This window comes from Streptomyces sp. NPDC032091 (genome assembly GCF_055580265.1).
Window position 1 is genome coordinate 81408 of sequence record NZ_JBVILR010000006.1, and the last position, 20702, is coordinate 102109.

The 20702-nt window shown below is 74.1% G+C and carries 20 protein-coding genes; 15 read left to right on the plus strand and 5 right to left on the minus strand.

Annotation, left to right across the window (positions count from 1 at the left end):
- Nucleotides 1-44: 44 nt before the first annotated feature.
- Nucleotides 45-1082 (minus strand): NUDIX domain-containing protein, encoded by a 1038-nt coding sequence (locus ACZ5NJ_RS12295; RefSeq protein ID WP_468764714.1) that lies wholly within the window; start codon nucleotides 1080-1082, stop codon nucleotides 45-47.
- A gap of 186 nt (nucleotides 1083-1268) precedes the next feature.
- Nucleotides 1269-1892: a LysE/ArgO family amino acid transporter gene (locus ACZ5NJ_RS12300; RefSeq protein WP_468764716.1), complete on the minus strand. Its 624-nt coding sequence runs from the start codon at nucleotides 1890-1892 to the stop codon at nucleotides 1269-1271.
- A gap of 69 nt (nucleotides 1893-1961) precedes the next feature.
- On the opposite strand from ACZ5NJ_RS12300, the gene ACZ5NJ_RS12305 reads away from it, so the two are divergent.
- Nucleotides 1962-2915 (plus strand): LysR family transcriptional regulator ArgP, encoded by a 954-nt coding sequence (locus ACZ5NJ_RS12305; protein ID WP_468764718.1) that lies wholly within the window; start codon nucleotides 1962-1964, stop codon nucleotides 2913-2915.
- 248 nt (nucleotides 2916-3163) lie between these two features.
- Complete coding sequence (locus ACZ5NJ_RS12310; RefSeq protein WP_468764720.1) at nucleotides 3164-4966, plus strand: serine/threonine-protein kinase; 1803 nt, start codon at nucleotides 3164-3166, stop codon at nucleotides 4964-4966.
- Nucleotides 4967-5023: 57 nt separating this feature from the next.
- On the opposite strand, the gene ACZ5NJ_RS12315 is transcribed toward ACZ5NJ_RS12310, so the two are convergent.
- A complete protein-coding gene (locus ACZ5NJ_RS12315; RefSeq protein ID WP_468764722.1) occupies nucleotides 5024-5473 on the minus strand; it encodes an Lrp/AsnC family transcriptional regulator in 450 nt (149 codons plus the stop codon).
- Nucleotides 5474-5566: 93 nt separating this feature from the next.
- On the opposite strand from ACZ5NJ_RS12315, the gene ACZ5NJ_RS12320 reads away from it, so the two are divergent.
- From ACZ5NJ_RS12320 to ACZ5NJ_RS12355, 8 genes are all read left to right on the plus strand, one after another.
- Complete coding sequence (locus ACZ5NJ_RS12320; RefSeq protein WP_468764724.1) at nucleotides 5567-6382, plus strand: LLM class flavin-dependent oxidoreductase; 816 nt, start codon at nucleotides 5567-5569, stop codon at nucleotides 6380-6382.
- Entirely contained in the window at nucleotides 6379-6819 is a 441-nt protein-coding gene (locus ACZ5NJ_RS12325) for a nucleoside deaminase (protein ID WP_468764726.1), read from the plus strand. The genes ACZ5NJ_RS12320 and ACZ5NJ_RS12325 overlap by 4 nt, the downstream gene beginning before the upstream one ends.
- A gap of 70 nt (nucleotides 6820-6889) precedes the next feature.
- Nucleotides 6890-7282, plus strand: a complete 393-nt coding sequence (locus tag ACZ5NJ_RS12330; protein ID WP_468764728.1) for a TOBE domain-containing protein — start codon at nucleotides 6890-6892, stop codon at nucleotides 7280-7282.
- A 73-nt stretch (nucleotides 7283-7355) separates the two neighbouring features.
- On the plus strand, nucleotides 7356-8438 hold the full coding sequence (gene corA / locus ACZ5NJ_RS12335) for a magnesium/cobalt transporter CorA (RefSeq protein ID WP_468764965.1): 1083 nt from the start codon (nucleotides 7356-7358) through the stop codon (nucleotides 8436-8438).
- Nucleotides 8439-8541: 103 nt separating this feature from the next.
- Nucleotides 8542-9177 carry a GNAT family N-acetyltransferase gene (locus ACZ5NJ_RS12340; RefSeq protein WP_468764731.1) on the plus strand — a complete coding sequence of 212 codons (636 nt, stop codon included), beginning with the start codon at nucleotides 8542-8544 and terminating at the stop codon, nucleotides 9175-9177.
- A 123-nt stretch (nucleotides 9178-9300) separates the two neighbouring features.
- The gene (locus ACZ5NJ_RS12345) at nucleotides 9301-10149 is read left to right on the plus strand and encodes a chitosanase (protein ID WP_468764733.1); all 849 of its coding nucleotides are present in this window, start codon (nucleotides 9301-9303) and stop codon (nucleotides 10147-10149) included.
- Nucleotides 10150-10307: 158 nt separating this feature from the next.
- Complete coding sequence (locus tag ACZ5NJ_RS12350) at nucleotides 10308-10661, plus strand: DUF805 domain-containing protein (RefSeq protein WP_468764735.1); 354 nt, start codon at nucleotides 10308-10310, stop codon at nucleotides 10659-10661.
- Nucleotides 10662-10858: 197 nt separating this feature from the next.
- Nucleotides 10859-13078, plus strand: coding sequence for an NADP-dependent isocitrate dehydrogenase (locus tag ACZ5NJ_RS12355; protein WP_468764737.1), 2220 nt, complete (start codon nucleotides 10859-10861; stop codon nucleotides 13076-13078).
- An 82-nt stretch (nucleotides 13079-13160) separates the two neighbouring features.
- Here the strand turns inward: ACZ5NJ_RS12355 and ACZ5NJ_RS12360 are convergent, their stop codons facing one another.
- Nucleotides 13161-13634: a hypothetical protein gene (locus tag ACZ5NJ_RS12360; RefSeq protein WP_468764739.1), complete on the minus strand. Its 474-nt coding sequence runs from the start codon at nucleotides 13632-13634 to the stop codon at nucleotides 13161-13163.
- A 316-nt stretch (nucleotides 13635-13950) separates the two neighbouring features.
- On the opposite strand from ACZ5NJ_RS12360, the gene ACZ5NJ_RS12365 reads away from it, so the two are divergent.
- Nucleotides 13951-15636, plus strand: a complete 1686-nt coding sequence (locus ACZ5NJ_RS12365) for a glycoside hydrolase family 71 protein (RefSeq protein ID WP_468764741.1) — start codon at nucleotides 13951-13953, stop codon at nucleotides 15634-15636.
- Between the two features lie 253 nt (nucleotides 15637-15889).
- On the plus strand, nucleotides 15890-17041 hold the full coding sequence (locus tag ACZ5NJ_RS12370; protein ID WP_468764743.1) for an aminotransferase class V-fold PLP-dependent enzyme: 1152 nt from the start codon (nucleotides 15890-15892) through the stop codon (nucleotides 17039-17041).
- Between the two features lie 13 nt (nucleotides 17042-17054).
- On the opposite strand, the gene cobF is transcribed toward ACZ5NJ_RS12370, so the two are convergent.
- Entirely contained in the window at nucleotides 17055-17807 is a 753-nt protein-coding gene (gene cobF / locus ACZ5NJ_RS12375; RefSeq protein ID WP_468764745.1) for a precorrin-6A synthase (deacetylating), read from the minus strand.
- Between the two features lie 18 nt (nucleotides 17808-17825).
- Here cobF and ACZ5NJ_RS12380 point away from each other — a divergent pair, with 18 nt between their 5' ends.
- Genes ACZ5NJ_RS12380 through ACZ5NJ_RS12390 form a run of 3 tightly spaced genes read left to right on the plus strand, consistent with a single transcriptional unit; the run spans nucleotide 17826 to nucleotide 20700 of the window.
- Nucleotides 17826-18581 carry a (Fe-S)-binding protein gene (locus ACZ5NJ_RS12380; protein WP_468764747.1) on the plus strand — a complete coding sequence of 252 codons (756 nt, stop codon included), beginning with the start codon at nucleotides 17826-17828 and terminating at the stop codon, nucleotides 18579-18581.
- The gene (locus tag ACZ5NJ_RS12385) at nucleotides 18578-20071 is read left to right on the plus strand and encodes a lactate utilization protein B (RefSeq protein ID WP_468764749.1); all 1494 of its coding nucleotides are present in this window, start codon (nucleotides 18578-18580) and stop codon (nucleotides 20069-20071) included. The genes ACZ5NJ_RS12380 and ACZ5NJ_RS12385 overlap by 4 nt, the downstream gene beginning before the upstream one ends.
- Entirely contained in the window at nucleotides 20068-20700 is a 633-nt protein-coding gene (locus ACZ5NJ_RS12390) for a LutC/YkgG family protein (RefSeq protein ID WP_468764751.1), read from the plus strand. The genes ACZ5NJ_RS12385 and ACZ5NJ_RS12390 overlap by 4 nt, the downstream gene beginning before the upstream one ends.
- The last annotated feature ends 2 nt before the right edge of the window (nucleotides 20701-20702 follow it).

Here is a 20702-nt window from a genome sequence, read left to right on the forward strand (position 1 = left end):
ACTCCAAAGGGGTAGGGGGTATGTGCCGGACGAGGCGGGAGGCGTCAGACCGGCCGCCCCCGGTGCAGCTCCAGGGGGCCGGTGCCCTCGGCGAGGGCCGTGAGGCAGGCCTTGATCTGCCGGCGCAGGTGCGGCTTCACCAGCCCGCGCAGCTCCCGGCGGCGAACCGTCCTCCACTCCAGCAGCTCGGTCGGCTCCAGCCGGATCCGGGTCAGCGCCGCCGCGTCGAGCACCCCGCCGTCGTAGAGGAACCGCACCCGCGCCGGGTACCCCGGCCGATGGGACCAGTTGACGGCCAGGAGGCGGCCCGGGGCGAGGTCCAGGCCGATCTCCTCGCGCACCTCCCGCGCGGCGGCCGCCCGGGGGGTCTCGCCGAGGTCGCTGTCGACCCCGCCCCCGGGCAGCAGCCAGCGGCCCGGCTCGCCGTAACCGGGCCGGACCAGCAGCACCCCGCCGGCCCCGTCGGTGAAGAGGACGTTCGCCGCGGTGAGGGCCTTCGGCCGCGCGGCCCGGTGGGCGGCCGCGTCGTAGCCGCCCGCCTGCTCCCGGGCCGCCCGGTCCGCCGGGTCGAACCCGGCCGGGGAGCCGGGCTGCGGCACGCCGTCGACGAGGTGGGCCAGGGACCCCGAGTACAGCGCGGCCAGCGCGGCGCGCAGCCGCGGCGCGATCCGCGCGGGCAGCTGCCGCACCGCCTCCTCGGGCGGGAGCCAGCGGGCCTCGGACACCTCGCCGTCCGGGAAGGAGAGCGCCCCGGCCCGTTCGGCCGACAGCGGCCCCACCAGGTACACGAGCACCACGAGCGCCCGCCCCAGCGCGCCGGGCGCGCAGGAGTCGACGGCGAGCAGCCGGCCGACCGGCACGCCCAGGTCCAGCTCCTCCTTCAGCTCGCGGGCGAGCCCCTCCTCCGGGGTCTCGGTGTCCTCCACCGTGCCGCCGGGCAGTTCGAGCCCGTCCTTGTAGGAAGGGGTCAGTACGAGGACCCGCCCGCCGGGGTCCAGGACGATCCCGGTCGCGGCGACCAGCGGGGACGGCTGGGCCGCGTAATAGGCGCGCAGGGCCTCGGGCGACGGTCGGTCGGGCACGGTGACGGCTCCTGGGGGTGGGGCGGACCGGGTGGCCCGGAGGACGGAACACGCCCCTCGGGCGGTACCCGCGCATCCCTACCACGTCCGCGGCCCGCGCAGGCCGGCCGCCGCGGACCGTCCCTCCCCGATGGGACGCCACGGCCGGACCCCGCCGCGCTGCGCGCGGTGCCGTGCCGGAGGACTTCAGGCCCGGGCCAGGAGCATGCCGCCCATCGTGACCATGGTCGCGGCCACCAGCCCGTCCAGCACCCGCCACGCGCCCGGCTTCGCGAGCAGGCCGCTCAGCAGCCGGGCCCCGTAACCGAGGGTGGAGAACCAGGTCAGGCTCGCCAGGACGGCCCCGAGCCCGAAGGCCCAGCGCAGATCGCCCCGGTCGGCGGCCAGCGAGCCCACCAGCAGGACGGTGTCCAGGTAGACGTGCGGGTTGAGCCAGGTCATCGCCAGGCAGGTCAGCACGGCCGCGCGGGCGGAGCCGGAGGAGGCACCCTCGGTGGTGAGGGCCGCGCCCGGAGCGGGGCGCAGCACCCGGCGCGCCGCGAGGATCCCGTAGCAGACGAGGAAGCCGCCGCCGGCGATCCCGACGGCCGTCAGGGCGGCCGGCCAGGCCGTGACGAAGGCGCCGACCCCGGCCACGCCCAGCGCGATGAGGGCCGCGTCGGACACCGCGCAGATGGCCACCACCCACAGGACGGCGTGCCGCCGCGCGCCCTGCCGGAGCACGAAGGCGTTCTGCGCGCCGATGGCGACGATGAGGGAGAGGCCGGTGCCGAAACCGGCCAGGAGCGCTGCGGTGATGCCGTTGTTCATGCCTCCGACCGTAGGCAGCGCGCGCCGCTCAGTACAGCTAAAGATTTTTACGTACCCTTAGCGCTCGTGATGGAAGAGCTTCCCCTGGAACAGGTGCGGACGCTGCTCGCCGTCGTCGATGAGGGCACCTTCGACGCGGCCGCCGCCGCCCTGCACGTGACGCCCTCCGCCGTCAGCCAGCGGGTGAAGGCCCTGGAGCAGCGCACCGGCCGGGTCCTGCTGATGCGCACCAAGCCCGTGCGCGCCACGGCGTCCGGCGAGGTGGTGGTCCGCTTCGCCCGCCAGCTCGCCCGGCTGGAGCGCGACGCCCGCGCCGAGCTGGGCATGGGGACCGCCGACGGGCAGGGCCCGGTCCGGCTGCCGGTCGCGGTGAACGCCGACTCGCTGGCCACCTGGTTCCTGCCCGTGCTCCGCCGCATCCCGCGGGAGGACCCGCCCGTCTGCCTCGAGCTGTACCGCGAGGACGAGGCCCACACCACGGCGCTGCTGCGCGAGGGCCAGGTGATGGCGGCCGTCACCTCCACGCCGGACCCGGTGGCGGGCTGCACCGTGCGCGCGCTCGGGCTGGTCCGCTACCTGCCGGTCGCCGCCCCCGGCTTCGCGGCCCGCCACCTGACCGGGGAGCCCGCGGCGGACCTGCGCACGGCGCCGACCATCGTCGCGGACCGCCGCGACGACCTCCAGGACGCGTTCGTCCGCTCGCTCACCCGGGACGGCACGGGCGCCTCGCCCGTCCGCCACCGCATGCCGGCCGCCGAGGCCTTCCGTGACGCGGTGGTCGCCGGCCTCGGCTGGGGGCTGCTGCCCGAGCCGCAGGCCGAGCCCCTGCTGCGCGCCGGGGCGCTCGTACGGCTGGCGCCGGGGCGGACGCTGGACGTACCGCTGTACTGGCAGCAGTGGAAGCTGGACTCGCCCGCCCTGGCGGCACTGGCCCGGCTGGTCGCCGAGACCGCCCGGGCGGCCCTCCTGCCGCCCGGCCGGCCCCGCTCCGGCGGACCCGCCGCCGGCGACCGCCCCCGCTGACCGCCCCCAGGATGAGGGCGGGGCCGGGGCGTCGGCGCGGCCGACACCCTCCTCCTCGGCCGCAGGACCTACGAGGGCTTCGCCGGGGCACCCGCAGCTGCCGCAGGAGGGCGAACTCGTGCCCCCTACGAGGACGCCCGGACCCGTCCGCCCCGGCAGGGCACCGCCTGAACCCTGACGTGATCATGCCTCTACGCTTGGCCCCGGCAGGCCGTCGACGGACGGCCGGTGAGGGAACGGAGCGGGCGGTGCCGGTGCCATCGGAACAGGCGAACGACGGAGACCTGGTCGGCAGGGCACTCGGAGGCCGCTACCGGGTGACCGCGGTGATCGGCCGCGGCGGCATGGGTGTGGTCGCGCGGGCGGTGGACGAGGTGCTCGGCCGGGAGGTCGCCGTCAAGCTGCTGCGGGCCTACACCGACGCCAGCCCGGCCGAACTCGCCGACCTGCGGACCCGGATGCGTCGGGAGGCGCAGGCCGCCGCGCGGATCCGGCACGCCGGCGTGGTCACCGTGCACGACGTCACCGAGGACCAGGGGCTGCCGGTCATCGTCATGGAACTCGTCGACGGCCCCTCCCTCGACGCCGTCGTCGAACGCGACGGCGCGCTCGACCCGTACGAGGCCGCCGCGATCGGCGCCCGGCTGATGGACGCCCTCGACGCCGCCCACCGGGCCGGGGTCCTGCACCGGGACGTCAAGCCGGGCAACGTGCTGCTGGAGCGGGGCGGCCGGGTCGTCCTCACCGACTTCGGCATCGCCAGCATGCAGGCCCCCGACGACGAGGAACGGGCGAAGCTGACCCGCAGCGGGGAGATCGTCGGCTCCCTCGACTACCTGCCGCCGGAGCGCGCCCAGGGCCGCGAACCCGGACCCGCCTCGGACATCTGGTCGCTGGGGATGACCCTGTACGCGGCGGTGGAGGGCGTGTCGCCGTTCCGCCGCACGTCGGTGTGGTCGACGCTGTCCGCGATCGTCGCCGAACCCCTGCCGCAGGCCCGGCGCGCGGGCCCGCTCGGGCCGGTGCTCCAGGCCCTGATGGCGAAGGACCCGGAGTCCCGGCCGACCGCCGAACAGGCCCGCGCGATCCTGGAGTCGGTGGCCGCCGGGGGCGCCGGTACCGGTGGGGCGTGGGGGGCCGCAGCCGCCGCCGGGGCCGGGGGAGCCGGCGCGGCGTATCCGGGGCAGCCCGTGCCGTCGGGCCCGGACGGCACGGCGGCCCATCCCGGCCCGCCGGGCCACACCGCCGCGGTGCAGCCCGCGGCCGGCGGGTTCGGGCCGGCGCCAACCGCCCCGTCCGCCGCCGCGCCGCCGCCGTTCGGGCCGGCGCCCGGGTTCGGGCCGCCGCCGGGCGCTGCCGGCGGACCGTTTCCGCAGCAGCCCCACGCCCCGTCCCCCTACGCCCCGTTCCCCCCGCAGGGCGGCCTGTCGGGGCAGCCGCCGGCCGCCGTCGGCGCGGCCGGGGCGCCGGACGGGGGCCGGGGGCGCGGCCGCGGCCGGCTCGCGGTCGCCGTCGCCGTGGTCGCCGTCCTCGCCGCCGGTGGGGTCACGTACGCCGTCACCTCCGGAGGCGGCGACGGCGGGAAGAAGGCGCAGGCCAAGGCGACACCGCCGGCCGCCGCCCCCGACTCCCCGCCCACCGGCGACCTGCCGGCGACGCCGGCCCCCGGCCCCTCCCCGTCCCCGTCCAGGACCGGCCCCTCCGCCACCCCGTCGAAGAAGCCCGGCACGGCGTCGCCCTCCGCCCCGGCGTCCTCACCCGCCGCCAAGCCGGGCCCCGTGCCGACGGGCTGCGCCGGCTGGACCCACAAGGACCCCAAGCCCGGCACCTATGGCTTCATATCCGGTGACCACCACCTCCTGGCCGCCCCCTACCAGCAGTGTGCCCAGGGCAGCCTGGTCAAGAGCGGCACGAAGCTCTGGTACCACTGCTACATCGTCAACTCGTACGGGAACCAGTGGACGTTCGTCCGCGTGGACGGCACCAACCAGACCGGCTGGCTCTACAACCGAGACCTGACCGGCCAGAAGGGATCGTCCCCCGCCTGTTAGCGGTCGTTTCCCAGGGCGTCACCGCTCACCGAACCGAGTGCGGAGGGCGGCTCGCCGTCAGTTCGGGGCGATGGGGCCCCGGTAGGGGAGGGTCTGGCTGTAGACGACGCTCGTGGTGGTGCTGCCGAAGCCGGCGAGTTCGTCCATGAGGGTTTCCAGGTGCTCCATGGAGGTCGCGGCCACCTTCAGGGTGTAGCAGTCGTCGCCGGTGGTGCGCAGGCACTCCAGGACCTCGCGGCGTTCGGCGAGGAGGCGGCGCAGCGGTTCGTGGCGGTTGCCCGGATACTTCAACCGGACGACGGCGAGGACGGGGTAGCCGACCTTGGCCAGGTCGATCTCGGCGCGGTAGCCCGTGATGACGCCCAAGGCCTCCAGATTGCGGACGCGTTCGGTGGTTGCCGAGGGGCTGAGGTTCACACGGCGGCCCAGTTCGCTGAGGGAGACGCGGGCCTCCCGTTGCAGCTGTTCGATGATCGCCCAGTCGACGTGGTCGAGATTCCCGGTCATCTGCCGAAAGTACCAGCAAAATCATGGCCAGACGGCCTTTACGCAGGGAGCTTCCGGTTCCGTGTGCCATGATCGCCGGGATAGCCTCGGGCCATGCAACTGGGCGTCAATGTACCGAATTTCGGCCCCGGGACCGATCCCGGCATCCTGCGTGAATGGGCGCGGCTCGCGGAAGGCCTCGGCCTCGGCGCCCTCATGGTGTCGGACCATGTGGTGGTCACCCCCGATGTGGCCGAGCGGTACCCGGAGCCGTTCTACGAGCCGTTCACCACCCTGGCGTGGCTGGCCGGTCTCACCACCACGGTGCGGCTGGGCACGACCGTGCTCGTCCTGCCCTACCGGCATCCCCTGCTGGTGGCCCGCATGGCCGCCAACCTCCGCCAACTGAGCGGCGGCCGCCTCGTCCTCGGAGTGGGCGTCGGCTGGGCCCGCCGGGAGTTCGAGGCGCTGGGCGTGCCGTTCACCGCCCGCGGCCGGCTGACGGACGAGTGCCTCGGCCTCCTCCGGGAGGCCAGGGAGGCAGGGCGCGAGGAGGGCGACGTCCCCCTCTGGATCGGCGGCCACAGCGAGGCGGCCCTGCGGCGCGCCGTCAGGTTCGGTGACGCCTGGCACCCGCTGCGGCTCCCCCTTCCTCGGATGCGCGCGATCCTGCGGCGGCACGCCCTGCCGGGGTTCGCCCCCCGGATCGCCCTGCGCGTCACCGACGCCCCGGTCGACGCCCCCGACCGGCCCGCCGGCGTCGGCACCGTCGAGCAGATCACCGACGACCTCCGCCAACTGCGCCTGTTGGGGGCGGACACCGTCGTACTCGACCCCTACCACGGAGATCCGGAGGAGACCCGCCGGCCCGACGCGGCATGGCAGGCCCTCACCACCGTGGCCACCCACTGGAAGAAGACCGCATCATGATCACCTCGGCCGACGAGGCCCTTCTGCGGCGTGCCATCGGCATCGCCGCCCACGCCGTCACCCTGGGCGATGCCCCGTACGGTTCCCTTCTGGCCGGACCGGACGGCGCCGTGCTCGCGGAAGCCCACAACACGGTCCGCCGGGACGACGACATCACCGCCCACCCGGAACTGAAGCTCGCCCGCTGGGCGGCCCGCGAACTCGACCCGGAGTCGGCCGCCCGTACCACCCTCTACACCAGCTGCCAGCCGTGCGGCATGTGCGACGGCGGCATCGCCCGCTCCGGCATCGGCCGCGTGGTCTACGCCCTGTCGACCGAACAGCTCATCGCGCTCAACCCCCCGTCGGGCGCCTGGCCGGCCGTCCCACACGACGGCCCGGCCCTCCACGACGAGGCGCACGCCCCCGTGGCGGCCTACTACCGGCCCCCGCGCTGACCAGGGCGCGGGCACGGCCGTCGCAACCTCCCCTGACACCGGCGATCTCCCGGCCGCCTAAGCTGCGCCCATGGAGTCCTACACCATCGGCCAGGCGGCCCGGCTGCTCGGCGTCAGCGTCGACACGGCCCGCCGCTGGGCCGACGCCGAGCGCTTCCCCACCCGCCGCGAGGGCACCCGCCGCATGGTCGACGGCCCCGACCTGGCCGCGTTCTGCGTCGAGGCCGCGCAGGAGGGCGCCGAGAGCGAGGAGGCCCCGTACACCTCGGCGCGCAACGCCTTCCCCGGCATCGTCACCGGCGTGAAGCTCGGCACCGTCGACGCCCAGGTCGAGATCCAGGCCGGCCCGCACCGCATCGTCTCCCTGCTGACCCGGGAGGCGGTCGAGGAGCTGGGCCTGGAGGTCGGCTCGCGGGCCACGGCGCGGGTGAAGTCGACCAGCGTGTTCATCGACCGCGCCTGACCTCCGGCGGGCCCCCGGCCGCGGCGGTGGCAGACTGGCCGCTGATCCGCCGAAGGGAAGTACCTCCGTGTCCATGTTCAGCAACCTGCGCCGGGCCGTGCGCCGCGGCTACCGGAGGGCCGTCGACCTCAGCCACCCCGCCCGCTCGCCGCTCGGCAGCGCGGTGGTCAACTGCGTGGTCTACCAGGACGGCATCCGCCAGGAGGGCTGCGCCGAGGTCGAGGAGGCGCTGCGCCGGGTCCGCAAGACCGGCGAGGGCTTCGTCTGGATCGGCCTGCACGAACCCTCGCAGCTGGAGCTCGCCGGGCTCGCGGAGCTGCTCGGGCTGCACCCGCTGGCCGTCGAGGACGCCGTCCACGCCCACCAGCGGCCCAAGGTGGAGCGCTACGACGACACCCTCTTCGCCGTCTTCAAGACCGTCCGCTACGTCGAGCACGAGGAACTGACCGCGACCAGCGAGGTGGTGGAGACCGGCGAGCTGATGGCCTTCGTCGGCGAGGACTTCGTCATCACCATCCGGCACGGCGGCCACGGCACCCTCGGCCCGGTCCGCGAGGCCCTGGAGGCCGAGCCGGAGCAGCTGGCGAAGGGGCCCGCGGCCGTGCTGCACGCCATGGCCGACCACGTGGTCGACGACTACGTGGCCGTCACGGACGCGGTGCAGAGCGACATGGACGCCGTGGAGACCGCCGTGTTCAGCGAGTACGGAGGACGGGGCGACGCGGGCCGGATCTACCAGCTCAAGCGCGAACTCCTCGAACTGCGGCGGGCCGTGGCCCCGCTGGGACGGCCGCTGGAGCACCTGGCCACGCAGCCGATACCGGTGATCCCGGCGGAGGTCCGGGCGTACTTCCGGGACGTGGCCGACCACCTGACGCGGGCGACCGAGCAGATCGGGGCCTACGACGGCCTCCTCGACTCGATCCTCCAGGCCCACCTGGCCCAGGTGACGGTCGCCCAGAACGAGGACATGCGCAAGATCACGGCGTGGGCGGCGATCGTGGCCGTGCCGACGATGGTGTGCGGGGTCTACGGCATGAACTTCGACCACATGCCGGAACTGCACTGGACGTACGGCTATCCGCTGGTCCTCGTGGTCATGGCGGTGGCCTGCTGGGTCATCCACCGCGGCTTCCGCCGCAACGGCTGGCTCTGACCCCGTCCGCACGGCGAAACCGATGGCGCGATCGGCCGCCGCACGGATTAGGGTCCGGCTGTCGGAAGACGGATCGGATCAGCGCGAACGGGGCGGGTCAGGCATGGCGGAACAGGCAGTGGCGGAACAGGCAGTGGCGGAAGAGGCACGGGCGGCGGGGGAGCTCGCCGGCGAGCGGGTACGGCTGGAGCCGCTGGACCACCGGCACCACGACGGGCTGTGCGAGGCGGTCCGCGACGGGAACCTCTGGGAGCTCGCGGTCACCCTCGTCCCGCACCCCGACGAGGTGCGCGGCTTCATAGCCGACGCCGTCGCGGGACGCGAGGCCGGCACGGACCTCGCGTACGCGACCGTGGACCTGGCCACCGGCCGGATCGCCGGTTCGACCCGGCTGATGAAGATCGACGCCGCCAACCGGCGGCTGGAGATCGGCTGGACCTTCCTCGGCCGGACCCGGCAGCGCACGGGCGTGAACGCCGAGGCCAAGCTCCTCATGCTCACGCACGCCTTCGAGGAACTCGGCATGAACCGCGTCGAGTTGCTCACCGACGTGCGCAACGCCGCTTCGCGCGCCGCCATCGCCCGCCTCGGCGCGACCCAGGAGGGGATCCTGCGGCGGCACATGGTCATGCGGGACGGCCACGTCCGCGACACGGTGGTCTTCTCCCTCATCCGTCCGGAGTGGCCGGCCGCGAAGCGGGCCCTGCGCGAGCGCCTGGCGGCCCGCCGGGAGGGCTGAACCGGGGCCCGGACGGACGGATTCCGGACAGGGTGCGGGCCCAGGGGTGTTCCACGTTTCCCACATCTGGTAGGAAAGTTTCCTAACGGAACAGGGAAGGCTCAACCCCCCTACGGAGGCCTCGTGTTCACCCCTCGCCGCACCACCCTGCCCCTCGGCGCGCTCCTCGGCGCCGCCCTCCTCGCCGTCCCGGCCGCGGCCCAGGCCGTGCCCGCCGCACCCGCTCCCGTCACCGCACCCGCTCCCGTCACCGCCCGCGCGGCGGCCGGGCTCGACGACCCGGCGAAGAAGGACATCGCCATGCAGATCGTCTCCAGCGCCGAGAACTCCTCCCTCGACTGGAAGGCCCAGTACAAGTACATCGAGGACATAGGCGACGGCCGCGGCTACACGGCCGGCATCATCGGCTTCTGCTCCGGCACCGGCGACATGCTCGACCTCGTCGAGTACTACACCCAGGTCGAACCCGGGAACGTGCTCGCCAAGTACCTCCCGGCCCTGCGCAAGGTCAACGGCACCGACTCCCACAGCGGCCTGGGCTCCAACTTCACCAGGGACTGGGCGAAGGCCGCGCAGGACGCCGTGTTCAAGAAGGCCCAGGACCACGAGCGCGACCGGGTCTACTTCGACCCCGCCGTCAAGCAGGGCAAGTCCGACGGGGTCGGCACCCTCGGCCAGTTCGCCTACTACGACGCGATCGTCATGCACGGCGACGGCTCCGACCCCACGAGCTTCCGCAACATCCGCAAGCGGGCCCTGTCCAAGGCCAAGCCCCCCGCCCAGGGCGGCAACGAGACCGCCTGGCTCAACGCCTTCCTCGACGCCCGCGTCTGGGCGATGAAGCAGGAGGAGGCGCACAGCGACACCAGCCGCGTCGACACCGCCCAGCGCGTCTTCCTGAAGAAGGGCAACCTGAACCTGAACACCCCCCTTGACTGGAAGGTGTACGGGGACTCCTTCCACATCGGCTGACCCCGGGCCGCCGACCAGCCCAACTGCCCTTGAAACCAAGGGTGCTGGCTTTATTTCGATGGCTCGAAGTGGCTTGAGGGCGCCCCCGTGAGGGCATAACCCCGGCCGGCCCCGTTTTTCCGGGGAGGGGCCGCAGGTTCCGTCCCAAGGGGGGACTCGTGAACTACTACCTCGACGTCATCAAGCGGTACGCCGACTTCCAGGGCCGCGCCCGCCGCCAGGAGTACTGGATGTTCCTCCTCTGGAACATCCCGATCGTCATCGTCCTCACGATCCTCGACTACGCGCTCGGCAGCTACCCGGTCATCACCTGGATCTACACCCTGGCCGTGTTCCTCCCCTCCCTGGGGGTCTCGATCCGCCGGCTGCACGACACCGGCAAGTCCGGCTGGTGGTACCTCGTCAGCCTCATCCCGTTCATCGGGTTCATCTGGATGCTCATCCTGATGGCCACCGAGGGTGACGCCGGGCCGAACGCGTACGGCCCCAGCCCGAAGCAGCTCGCGGCCTGACACGCCCCCGGGCACCCCGCGCGCCACAGCGCCGTCACCGGCCCGTCGCAGCCGGTGACGGCGCTTTCGCGTGCCGCAGTGACACGCGTCTCGCTCGGGTTGCGGCAGGGGGCTGTCCTGACCGGGCCGATCACGAGATATCTTGATGTCGAGCAATGTTGCAGACGAGAGACGCAGACTGTGGAGCGGAGCATCCGGTGACTGACTCGACCATCATCTACACGCACACTGACGAGGCCCCGGCCCTCGCGACGTATTCCTTCCTGCCTGTGATCCAGGCCTACGCGTCGACGGCCGGTGTGAATGTCGAGACCCGTGACATCTCCCTGGCCGGTCGGATCATCGCCGTGTTCCCCGAGTACCTCGAAGAGGGGCAGCGCATCGCCGACGCCCTCGCCGAGCTCGGCGAGCTGGCGAAGACCCCCGAGGCCAACATCATCAAGCTGCCCAACGTCTCGGCCTCGATCCCGCAGCTGAAGGCCGCGATCGCCGAGCTCCAGGGCCAGGGCTACGCCCTTCCGGACTACCCGGACGACCCGAAGTCGGACGAGGAGCGCGACATCCGCGCCCGCTACGACAAGATCAAGGGCAGCGCCGTCAACCCGGTCCTGCGCGAGGGCAACTCCGACCGCCGCGCCCCCGCCTCGGTGAAGAACTACGCCAAGGCCCACCCGCACCGCATGGGCGCCTGGACCCCCGAGTCGAAGACGAACGTCGCCACCATGGGCGCCGACGACTTCCGCTCCACCGAGAAGTCCACGGTCATCGCCGAGGCCGGCACCCTGCGCATCGAGCACGTCGCCGCCGACGGCGCCGTCACCGTGCTGCGCGAGTCCGTACCGGTCCTGGCCGGCGAGGTCGTCGACGCGTCCGTCATGCACGTCGACGCCCTGCGCACCTTCCTCAACGACCAGATCGCGCGCGCCAAGGCCGAGAACGTCCTGTTCTCCGTGCACCTCAAGGCCACGATGATGAAGGTCTCCGACCCGATCGTCTTCGGCCACGTGGTCCGCGCCTTCTTCCCGAAGACCTTCGCCCGCTACGGCGAGACCCTGGCCGCCGCCGGCCTCTCCCCGAACGACGGCCTCGGCACCATCCTGAACGGCCTGGGCGCCCTCGCCGACGGCGACGCGATCAAGGCCTCCTTCGACGCCGAGCTCGCCGAGGGCCCGGCCCTCGCCATGGTCGACTCCGACAAGGGCATCACCAACCTGCACGTGCCGTCCGACGTCATCGTCGACGCCTCGATGCCGGCCATGATCCGCACCTCCGGCCACATGTGGGGCCCGGACGGCGCCGAGGCCGACACCCTCGCCGTCCTCCCGGACAGCAGCTACGCCGGCGTCTACCAGGCCGTCGTCGAGGACTGCCGCGCCCACGGCGCGTTCGACCCGGCCACCATGGGCTCGGTGCCGAACGTCGGCCTCATGGCGCAGAAGGCCGAGGAGTACGGCAGCCACGACAAGACCTTCGAGATCGCCGCCGCGGGCACCGTCCGCGTCGTCGACGCCGCGGGCAACGCGCTCATCGAGCAGCAGGTCGCCGCCGGCGACATCTTCCGCGCCTGCCAGACCAAGGACCTGCCGATCCAGGACTGGGTCAAGCTCGCCGTCACCCGCGCCCGCGCCACCGGCGCCCCGGCCGTCTTCTGGCTCGACGAGACCCGCGCCCACGACGCGCAGCTGATCGCCAAGGTCAAGACGTACCTGGCCGAGCACGACACCGACGGTCTCACCATCGAGATCCTCTCCCCGGTCGAGGCCACCAAGTACTCCCTGGAGCGCATCCGCCGCGGCGAGGACACCATCTCGGTGACCGGCAACGTGCTGCGCGACTACCTGACCGACCTCTTCCCGATCCTGGAGCTGGGCACCAGCGCCAAGATGCTGTCGGTCGTCCCGCTGATGGCGGGCGGCGGCCTCTTCGAGACGGGCGCCGGCGGCTCCGCCCCGAAGCACGTCCAGCAGCTGGTCAAGGAGAACTACCTGCGCTGGGACTCGCTCGGCGAGTTCTTCGCGCTGGCCGCCTCCTTCGAGCACCTCGCCACCACCACGGGCAATGCCCGCGCCCAGGTGCTGGCCGACACCCTCGACCGCGCCACCGGCACCTTCCTCAACGAGGACAAGTCGCCGACCCGTCGCCTCGGCGGCATCGACAACCGCGGCAGCCACTTCTACCTCGCCCTGTACTGGGCGCAGGAGCTGTCCCGCCAGATCGACGACCCGAAGCTCGCCGCGGCCTTCGAGCCGCTCGCCAAGACGCTGGCCGAGTCCGAGCAGAAGATCGTCGCCGAGCTGAACGCCGTCCAGGGCTCCCCGGCCGACATCGGCGGCTACTACCAGCCCGACCCGGCCAAGGCCGCGGCCGTCATGCGTCCGTCCGCGACGCTGAACGAGGCGCTCGCGCTCCTCGGCTGACGCCCCGGGCGCCCGCAGCGGTAGGGGTCCGCCCCGGCCGGCACACCACGCCGGCCGGGGCGGACCCGTGTCCGCACCCGGATCAGAGCCGGTGGACGCGGCCCTGGCCGACGGCCAGCGGGTGGCGGCCCGCCGCCAGGATGCGCACGCCGGGCGCCACCGCGAGCAGCCGCCGCAGCCAGGCCAGGGCCTCGGGGGAGAGCCGGTCGCTGTCGTCCAGCACCAGCAGCATGTCCCGCTCGGCGAGCCAGGAGGCGGCGTTCGCGGTCCCGCACGGGAGGAAGGGCATCCCGGGCAGCCGGCCCAGCGCGGCCACCAGGTCGTGCACCCCGCCGCCCGCGGCCAGGGGGACCACGGCCGCGCCGTCGCAGAAGTTGGACGAGATCCGGCGCGCGATGTCCCGCACCAGCAGGCCGCGCGGCTCGCGGAAGCGGCCCGTGACGGTCAGTACCCGGCCCCGCCGGACGGCGGTGAGCAGCTGCGACAGTTCGGCGGACGTGGCCGGGAGCGTCCCCGTAGCCCCGTCCGGCCGTACCGGTCCTGGTTCCCCCATCATCACGATGCCCCCCATTGCATGCGTGACCGGTGCGGCAGCAGGGATGGTTCGAGCCGCGTGTCGACGATTATGCGCCACTTCACCCGTATGGCCAGGGGAATGTCGTATTCCGTAGCGGTGCGGTTCAGCCGATGCCCTGCCGGTCCGGCCGGAGGGCGAACCCCGCGCGCCGCGGGCTCGCCGCCGTGCTGTGGACGGCCTCGTCGAGGAGTCCCCGGTGGCGCCGTACGGGCTCGCGCCGTTGTCCGGACCGCGGACATCGGCTCTACTGCTGTGCAGCCCCCACGAGGGGCATGTACCGGGGAGGGGCTCGACCATGACAGCGGACCGGCGGACCAACGGGCCTGCGCGCAGGGCCTCTTCGCACCGGCGCCGCCCGCGGCTGCGGGGCGCCAGGGCGTTACCGGCCCTGCTGCTCTCCGTGTTCCTGCTGGTCGGCGTCGGCGCCGCCACCGGCATCGCCCGGGACCCCTTCCCCTCCGGCGCCCCCGCCCCGGCCGCCGCCCCCGGAACCGGCGCGCCCCCGCCCGCCGGCCCGTCCGCCACGCGCCCCCCGGCCGGGGACGGCGGCGCGGCCCCGGCCGGGACCGCACCCCCCGCCACCCGCGGACCGGCCGGCACCGACGGCGCACGCCCCGCCGCGGCCCTCCCCTTCGACCTGCCCGGCCCGGCCGTGCTGCGCTCCGGCGAAGCGGGCCGGAAGCTGGTCTTCGCCCACTACTTCACCCCGTACCCGCTCTCCCTCGACAACGCGGGCGCCGACGCCGACTACTACACCCGCAACCACCTCGACCCCGCCGGAGAGGGCGGCAAGCACCAGCGCTACGGCGGGCTGTTGCGCGACCGCCCCCTGCCCGTCCCGCCCCAGGGCGGCGACTGGGAGTACGCCAACCTCCAGCAGGAGGTGCGCACCGCCCGCGCCGCGGGCATCGACGGCTTCACCCTCGACCTGCTCGCCCTCTCCGGCAGGAACTGGGAGCGGGCGCAGCAGCTGATGCGGGCGGCCCACACCGTGGACCCCGCCTTCAGGATCATGCTGATGCCCGACATGACCGCCCTGGACACCGACGACCCCGCCGTGCTCGCGGGCGCCGTCGCCGCCCTCGCCGCGTCACCGGCCGCCCACCGGCTCGCCGACGGCCGCCTCGTCCTCTCCCCGTTCAAGGCCGAGCAGAAGGACCCCGCCTGGTGGACCCGGGTCCTCGACACCCTCAGGACCCGGCACGGGATCCGGACCGCCTTCGTCCCGCTCTTCCTCGACTTCGACGCCCACGCGGAGGCCTTCGCACCGATCAGCCACGGGTTCTCCGCGTGGGGCAGCCGCAGCTACGCCGGCCAGGAGGGCGCCACCGCCGACGTCCGCCGCGCCCACGCCCTCGGCAGGATCTGGATGCAGCCGGTGTCCGTCCAGGACGCCCGCCCCAACCAGGGGGTCTACGACGAGGCCGGCAACACCGCCACCCTGCGCGCCACATGGACCCATGCCATCGACGACGGCGCCGACTGGGTGCAGCTGACCACCTGGAACGACTACTCCGAGGGCAGCCAGTTCGCGCCGTCCCTGCACAACGGCCACGCCTACCTGGACCTCAGCTCGTACTACCTGACCCGCTTCAAGACCGGCGCCTGGCCGGACATCGTCCGCGACACCCTGTACCTCACCGCCCGCACCCAGTTCGCCGACGCCGACCCGACGGGCTCCCAGTCCCTGGTGATGTCCCTGCGCAAGGGCAGCGCCGCCGCCCGGGACACGGTGGAGGTGCTCAGCTTCCTGACCCGCCCCGGAACCGTCCGCACCGCCGTCGGCCGCACCGCGGGGGAGTACGGCGCCCCCGCCGGCCTCCACTCCGAGCTGCTCCCGCTGGGACCCGGCATCAGCTCCGCCCGGCTGCTCCGCGACGGCAAGGCCACGGCGGCGGTGGAACTGCCGTACCCGGCCGACCGCACGGTGCCGGTGCAGGACCTCCAGTACTACGCGGCGACCAGCGGCCGGGCGGGCTGACCGGTCCGGGCGGGCGGTGCGGGTCGGGCGGGCCGGGCGCGTCGGGCGTTCGGCGCGAGCCGGGCGGGCAGGCGGCCCGGACGGGCCGGCCCGGGCCCGCCGTGCAGAGGCGGCGAAAACGGGCGCGGCGGGGGTGCTGCCAGGCCAATCCCGCCCAAGCGGCCCTTTCCCTCCGCCCCGTGCGCGGCGCATCCTGCCCGGAGCCGGCCCACGAGGCCAGGCGCGCCCGCCCGTCCCCGATCCGGAGGCTTCCGTGACCGATCCGACCGATCCGACCGCCCCCTCCGTCTTCCCCGGCGGCCCCGGCCTCTTCCGGCTGGACCCCGCCGTCGCGCACCTCAACCACGGCTCGTACGGGGCGGTGCCGCTGCCCGTCCAGGAGGCCCAGGAGGCCCTGCGCGCCCAGGCCCACGCCGACCCCGACGCCTTCTTCAACGGGGTCTCCGACCGGCTCGGCGCCGCCCGCGGCCGGATCGCGGCACGCCTCGGGGCGGACCCGGACGGCCTGTCCTTCATCTCCAACGCCACCGAGGGCGCCAACCTCGCCCTCGACGCCATCCCCCTCGCCGAGGGCGACGAGATCCTCGTCACCGACCACGGCTACGGCACCGTCGTCGACGCCGCCGCCCGCCGCGCGAAGGTCACCACCGTGGCCCTGGACCCCCGCCTCCCCGACGAGGACGCCGTACGGGAGGCCGTACTGGCCGGGGTGACGCCCCGCACCCGGGTGGCCGTGCTCGACCACGTCAGCTCGCCCACCGCCCGCCTCATCGCCGGCCCCCGCCTCCTCGCGGACCTCGCCGCCCGCGGGATCACCACCGTCGTCGACGGCGCCCACACCCCCGGCATGCTCGCCGAGCCGATCGCCGCCGGCGCCGACTTCTGGTTCGGGAACCTGCACAAATGGGGGTACGCCCCCTCCGGCAGCGCCCTCCTCGCCGTGGCCCCCGCCCACCGGGCCCGGGTCCGTTCCCTCAGCCCGTCCTGGGAGGACCACCGCGGCTTCCCGCTCTCCGTCGAGTACCGCGCCACCTTCGACTACACCGGCTGGCTGGCCGCCCCCGAGGGCCTCGACCTCCTCGAACGCCTCGGCGCCGAACGGGTCCGGGCCCACAACAGCGCGCTGGCCGGCTACGGGGCCGAACTGCTCGCCCGCATCCCCGGGCTGACCCCGCTGCCGCACACCCCCGGCCTGGCCCTGCGCTCCCTGCTGCTGCCGCCCGGCGTGGCCGAGACCCGGGAGGCGGCCACGGCACTGCGCGAGGAACTCGCCGCGAAGCTCCGTATCCGCGTCCTGGTCTGGCCCCGGCCGGGCGGCGGCGGGCTGCGGGTCTGCGGACAGGTCTACAACCGGCCCGAGGAGTACGAACGCCTCGCCGCGGCCCTGCCCGCCTACCTGCGCTGACCCGCCCGCGCCGTCACGAGCGGCGCAGCAGGTAGGTGTCCATGATCCAGCCCTTGCGGGCCCGGGCCTCGGTCCGCAGCTCCTCGATGCGGCCGGACACCTCCGACAGCTTCCCCGCGACCAGGATCTCGTCCGGGGTGCCCACGTACGCGCCCCAGTAGATGAACAGGTCCTGGTCGAGGTGGGCGGTGAACGCGTGCCGCGCGTCCAGCATCACCACCACGTCGTCCACGTCCTGCGGCCAGCCCTCCGCCAGCCGCCGGCCCGTGGTGATCTGGACCGGGCGGCCCACCCGGTTCAGGTTGGTGCGGTGGCGCGCCAGCAGCGCCGACACGCTGCTGATGCCCGGCACCACCTCGTGCTCGAAGGCCACCCGGCCGCGCTCCAGCACCTCGTCGAGGATCGCGAGCGTGGAGTCGTACAGGGAGGGGTCGCCCCACACCAGGAAGGCGCCCGTCTCGCCCTCGGCGAGGTCCTCGGCGATGAACCGCTCGAAGATCTCCGCCCGGGCGCTGCGCCAGCCGTCCACGGTCGGCGCGTAGTCGGCCGGGGTCCGGTCGCGGTCCGGGTCGCGGCCCTCCACCAGACGGTGGCCCGGCCGGGCGTGCGCCTCCAGCATGGTGCGCCGCAGCCCCGTCAGGTCCGCCTTCTCCTCCCCCTTCTCCAGGATGAGGAATGCGTCCGCCGCGCCGATCGCCTTGACCGCCTGGAGGGTCAGGTGGTCCGGGTCGCCCGCGCCTATACCGATCACTGAGAACTTCTTCACCGGGCTATTGTGCCCACCATGCGTGTCGCCCTGTTCGTCACCTGCGTCAACGACGCCCTGTACCCCCGTACGGGGATCGCCGTGGTCCGCCTGCTGGAGCGGCTCGGGGTCGACGTGGACTTCCCGGCGGCCCAGAGCTGCTGCGGCCAGCCGCAGTACAACACCGGCTACCGGCGCGAGGCCGAACCGCTGCTGCGCCGCACCGCCCGCGCCTTCGCCGGCTACGACCACGTGGTCACCCCGTCCGGCTCCTGCGCCGCGATGGTGCGCGCGCACTACCCGCGCATCGCCCGCCTGGCCGCCCGGGAGGGGCGGGGGAGCGGGCTGGAGCGGCTCGCGGAGGAGCTCGTACCGCGCGTGTACGAACTCACCGAGTTCCTCGTCGACGTGCTCGGCGTGACCGACGTGGGCGCGTACTTCCCCCACACCGTCACCTACCACCCCTCCTGTCACGGCCTGCGCACCCTCGGGCTGGGCGAACGCCCCCGCAGGCTGCTGGCCGCCGTCAAGGGCCTGGAACTCGTCGAGCTGCCCGGCGCCGACGAGTGCTGCGGCTTCGGCGGCACCTTCGCCGTCAAGAACCCCGACGTGTCCGCGGCCATGGGCGCCGACAAGACCGCCGCCGCCCTGGCCTCCGGCGCCGAAGTCCTGTGCGGGGCCGACAACTCCTGCCTCACCCACCTCGACGGCACCCTCCGCCGCGCCGGCGCCCCGCTGCGCACCCTGCACCTCGCCGAGATCCTGGCGTCGACCGAGGAGGACCCGCTGCGATGACGCCCACACCACTGGGCATGCCCGCCTTCCCGCCCTTCCCGGAGGCGGCGAAGGAAGCCGTACGGGACGACGTGCTGCGCGCCAACCTCCGCCGCGCCACCCACACCATCCGCGGCCGACGGGCCCGCGCCGTCACCGAACTCGCCGACTGGGACCGGCTGCGCGCGGCCGGCAAGGCCGTCAAGGACCACACGCTGCGCCACCTCGACCGGTACCTCCTCCAGCTGGAGGCCGCCGTCACCGCGGCGGGCGGCACCGTCCACTGGGCGGCCGACGCCGACGAGGCCAACCGCCTCGTGATCGGCCTGGTCCTGGCCACCGGCGAACGCGAGGTCGTCAAGGTCAAGTCGATGGCCACCCAGGAGATCGGCCTCAACGAGGCCCTGGAGGCCGCCGGCATCGCCGCGTACGAGACCGACCTCGCCGAGCTCGTCGTCCAGCTCGGCCACGACCGGCCCTCGCACATCCTGGTCCCCGCCATCCACCGGAGCCGCGGCGAGATCCGCGACATCTTCCGCGCCGAGATGGGCGGCTGGGGCCGCCCGGCCCCCGACGACCTCGGCGACGACCCCCGCGAACTCGCCGAAGCGGCCCGCCTGCACCTGCGGGAGAAGTTCCTGCGCGCCAAGGTCGCCGTCTCCGGCGCCAACTTCATGGTCGCCGAGACCGGCACGATGGTCGTCCTCGAATCCGAGGGCAACGGCCGGATGTGCCTGACCCTGCCGGAGACGCTGATCTCGGTCGTCGGCATCGAGAAGGTCGTCCCCACCTTCCGTGACCTGGAGGTCTTCCTCCAGACCCTGCCGCGCTCCTCCACGGCCGAGCGGATGAACCCGTACACCACCATGTGGACGGGACTGGGACCGTCGAAGGGCCTGGACGGCGACGGCCCGTCCGCCTTCCACCTCGTCCTCCTCGACAACGGCCGCACCGACACCCTCGCCGACGAGACCGGCCGCCAGGCCCTGCGCTGCATCCGCTGCTCCGCCTGCCTCAACGTCTGCCCCGTCTACGAACGCGCCGGCGGCCACGCCTACGGCTCCGTCTACCCGGGCCCCATCGGCGCCGTCCTCAGCCCCCAACTGCGCGGCACGGGCAGCGCCATCGACGCCACCCTGCCCTACGCCTCCACCCTCTGCGGGGCCTGCTACGAGGTCTGCCCCGTCGCCATCGACATCCCCGAGATCCTGGTCCACCTGCGCGAACGCATCGCCCAGGGCGGCCCCGTCACCCGCGACGGGATCCGCGTACGCCTGCGCCCCGCGGACGGCCACACCGCCGAACGGGCCGCCCTGCGCGCGGCCCGGCTCCTCCTGGACCATCCGGGCGCGCTCCGCGCGGGCGAACGCCTCCTGGCCCGCGCCCGCCGCCTGCGCCCCCGCCGGCTCCCCGGACCGGGCCGCGCCTGGACCGACACCCGCGCACTGCCCGACATCCCCGCGGAACCCTTCCGCGACTGGTGGCGCCGAGAACGGGAGATCCGGACATGACCACGAGGGACCGCGTCCTCGCCCGCATCCGGCGGGCCACCGCCCAGGCCCCCGACGCCCCGCCCGTCCCCCGCGACTACCTCCGCGTCCACGGCACCCGCACCCCGGCCGAGACCGCCGACCTGCTCGCCGCCCACCTCACGGAGTACCGGGCGAGGGTCCACCGCACCGACGAGGCGGGCCTCCCCGCCCTCCTCGCCCGCCTGCTCTCCGCCTCCCGCACCGTCCTCGTCCCCCCGGCCCTGCCCCCGCACTGGCTCGCGGCGTCCGACGCCGTCCGCGTCCCCGACGACGCGGCCTCCACCGCCCACGACCTGGACGGCGTCTCCAGCGTGGTCACCGGCTGCGCCCTGGCCATCGCGGAAACCGGCACGATCGTCCTCGACGGCGGCCCCGACCAGGGCCGGCGCCGCATCACCCTGATCCCGGACCACCACGTCTGCGTGGTCCGCGTCCCCGCCCAGGTCGTGGACTCCGTCCCGCAGGCCCTCGAACGCCTCGACCCGGCCCGCCCGCTGACCTGGATCTCCGGCCCCTCCGCCACCAGCGACATCGAACTCGACCGGGTCGAGGGCGTACACGGCCCGCGCACCCTGGACGTGGTCCTCCTCGACACGCCCGCACAATGAGG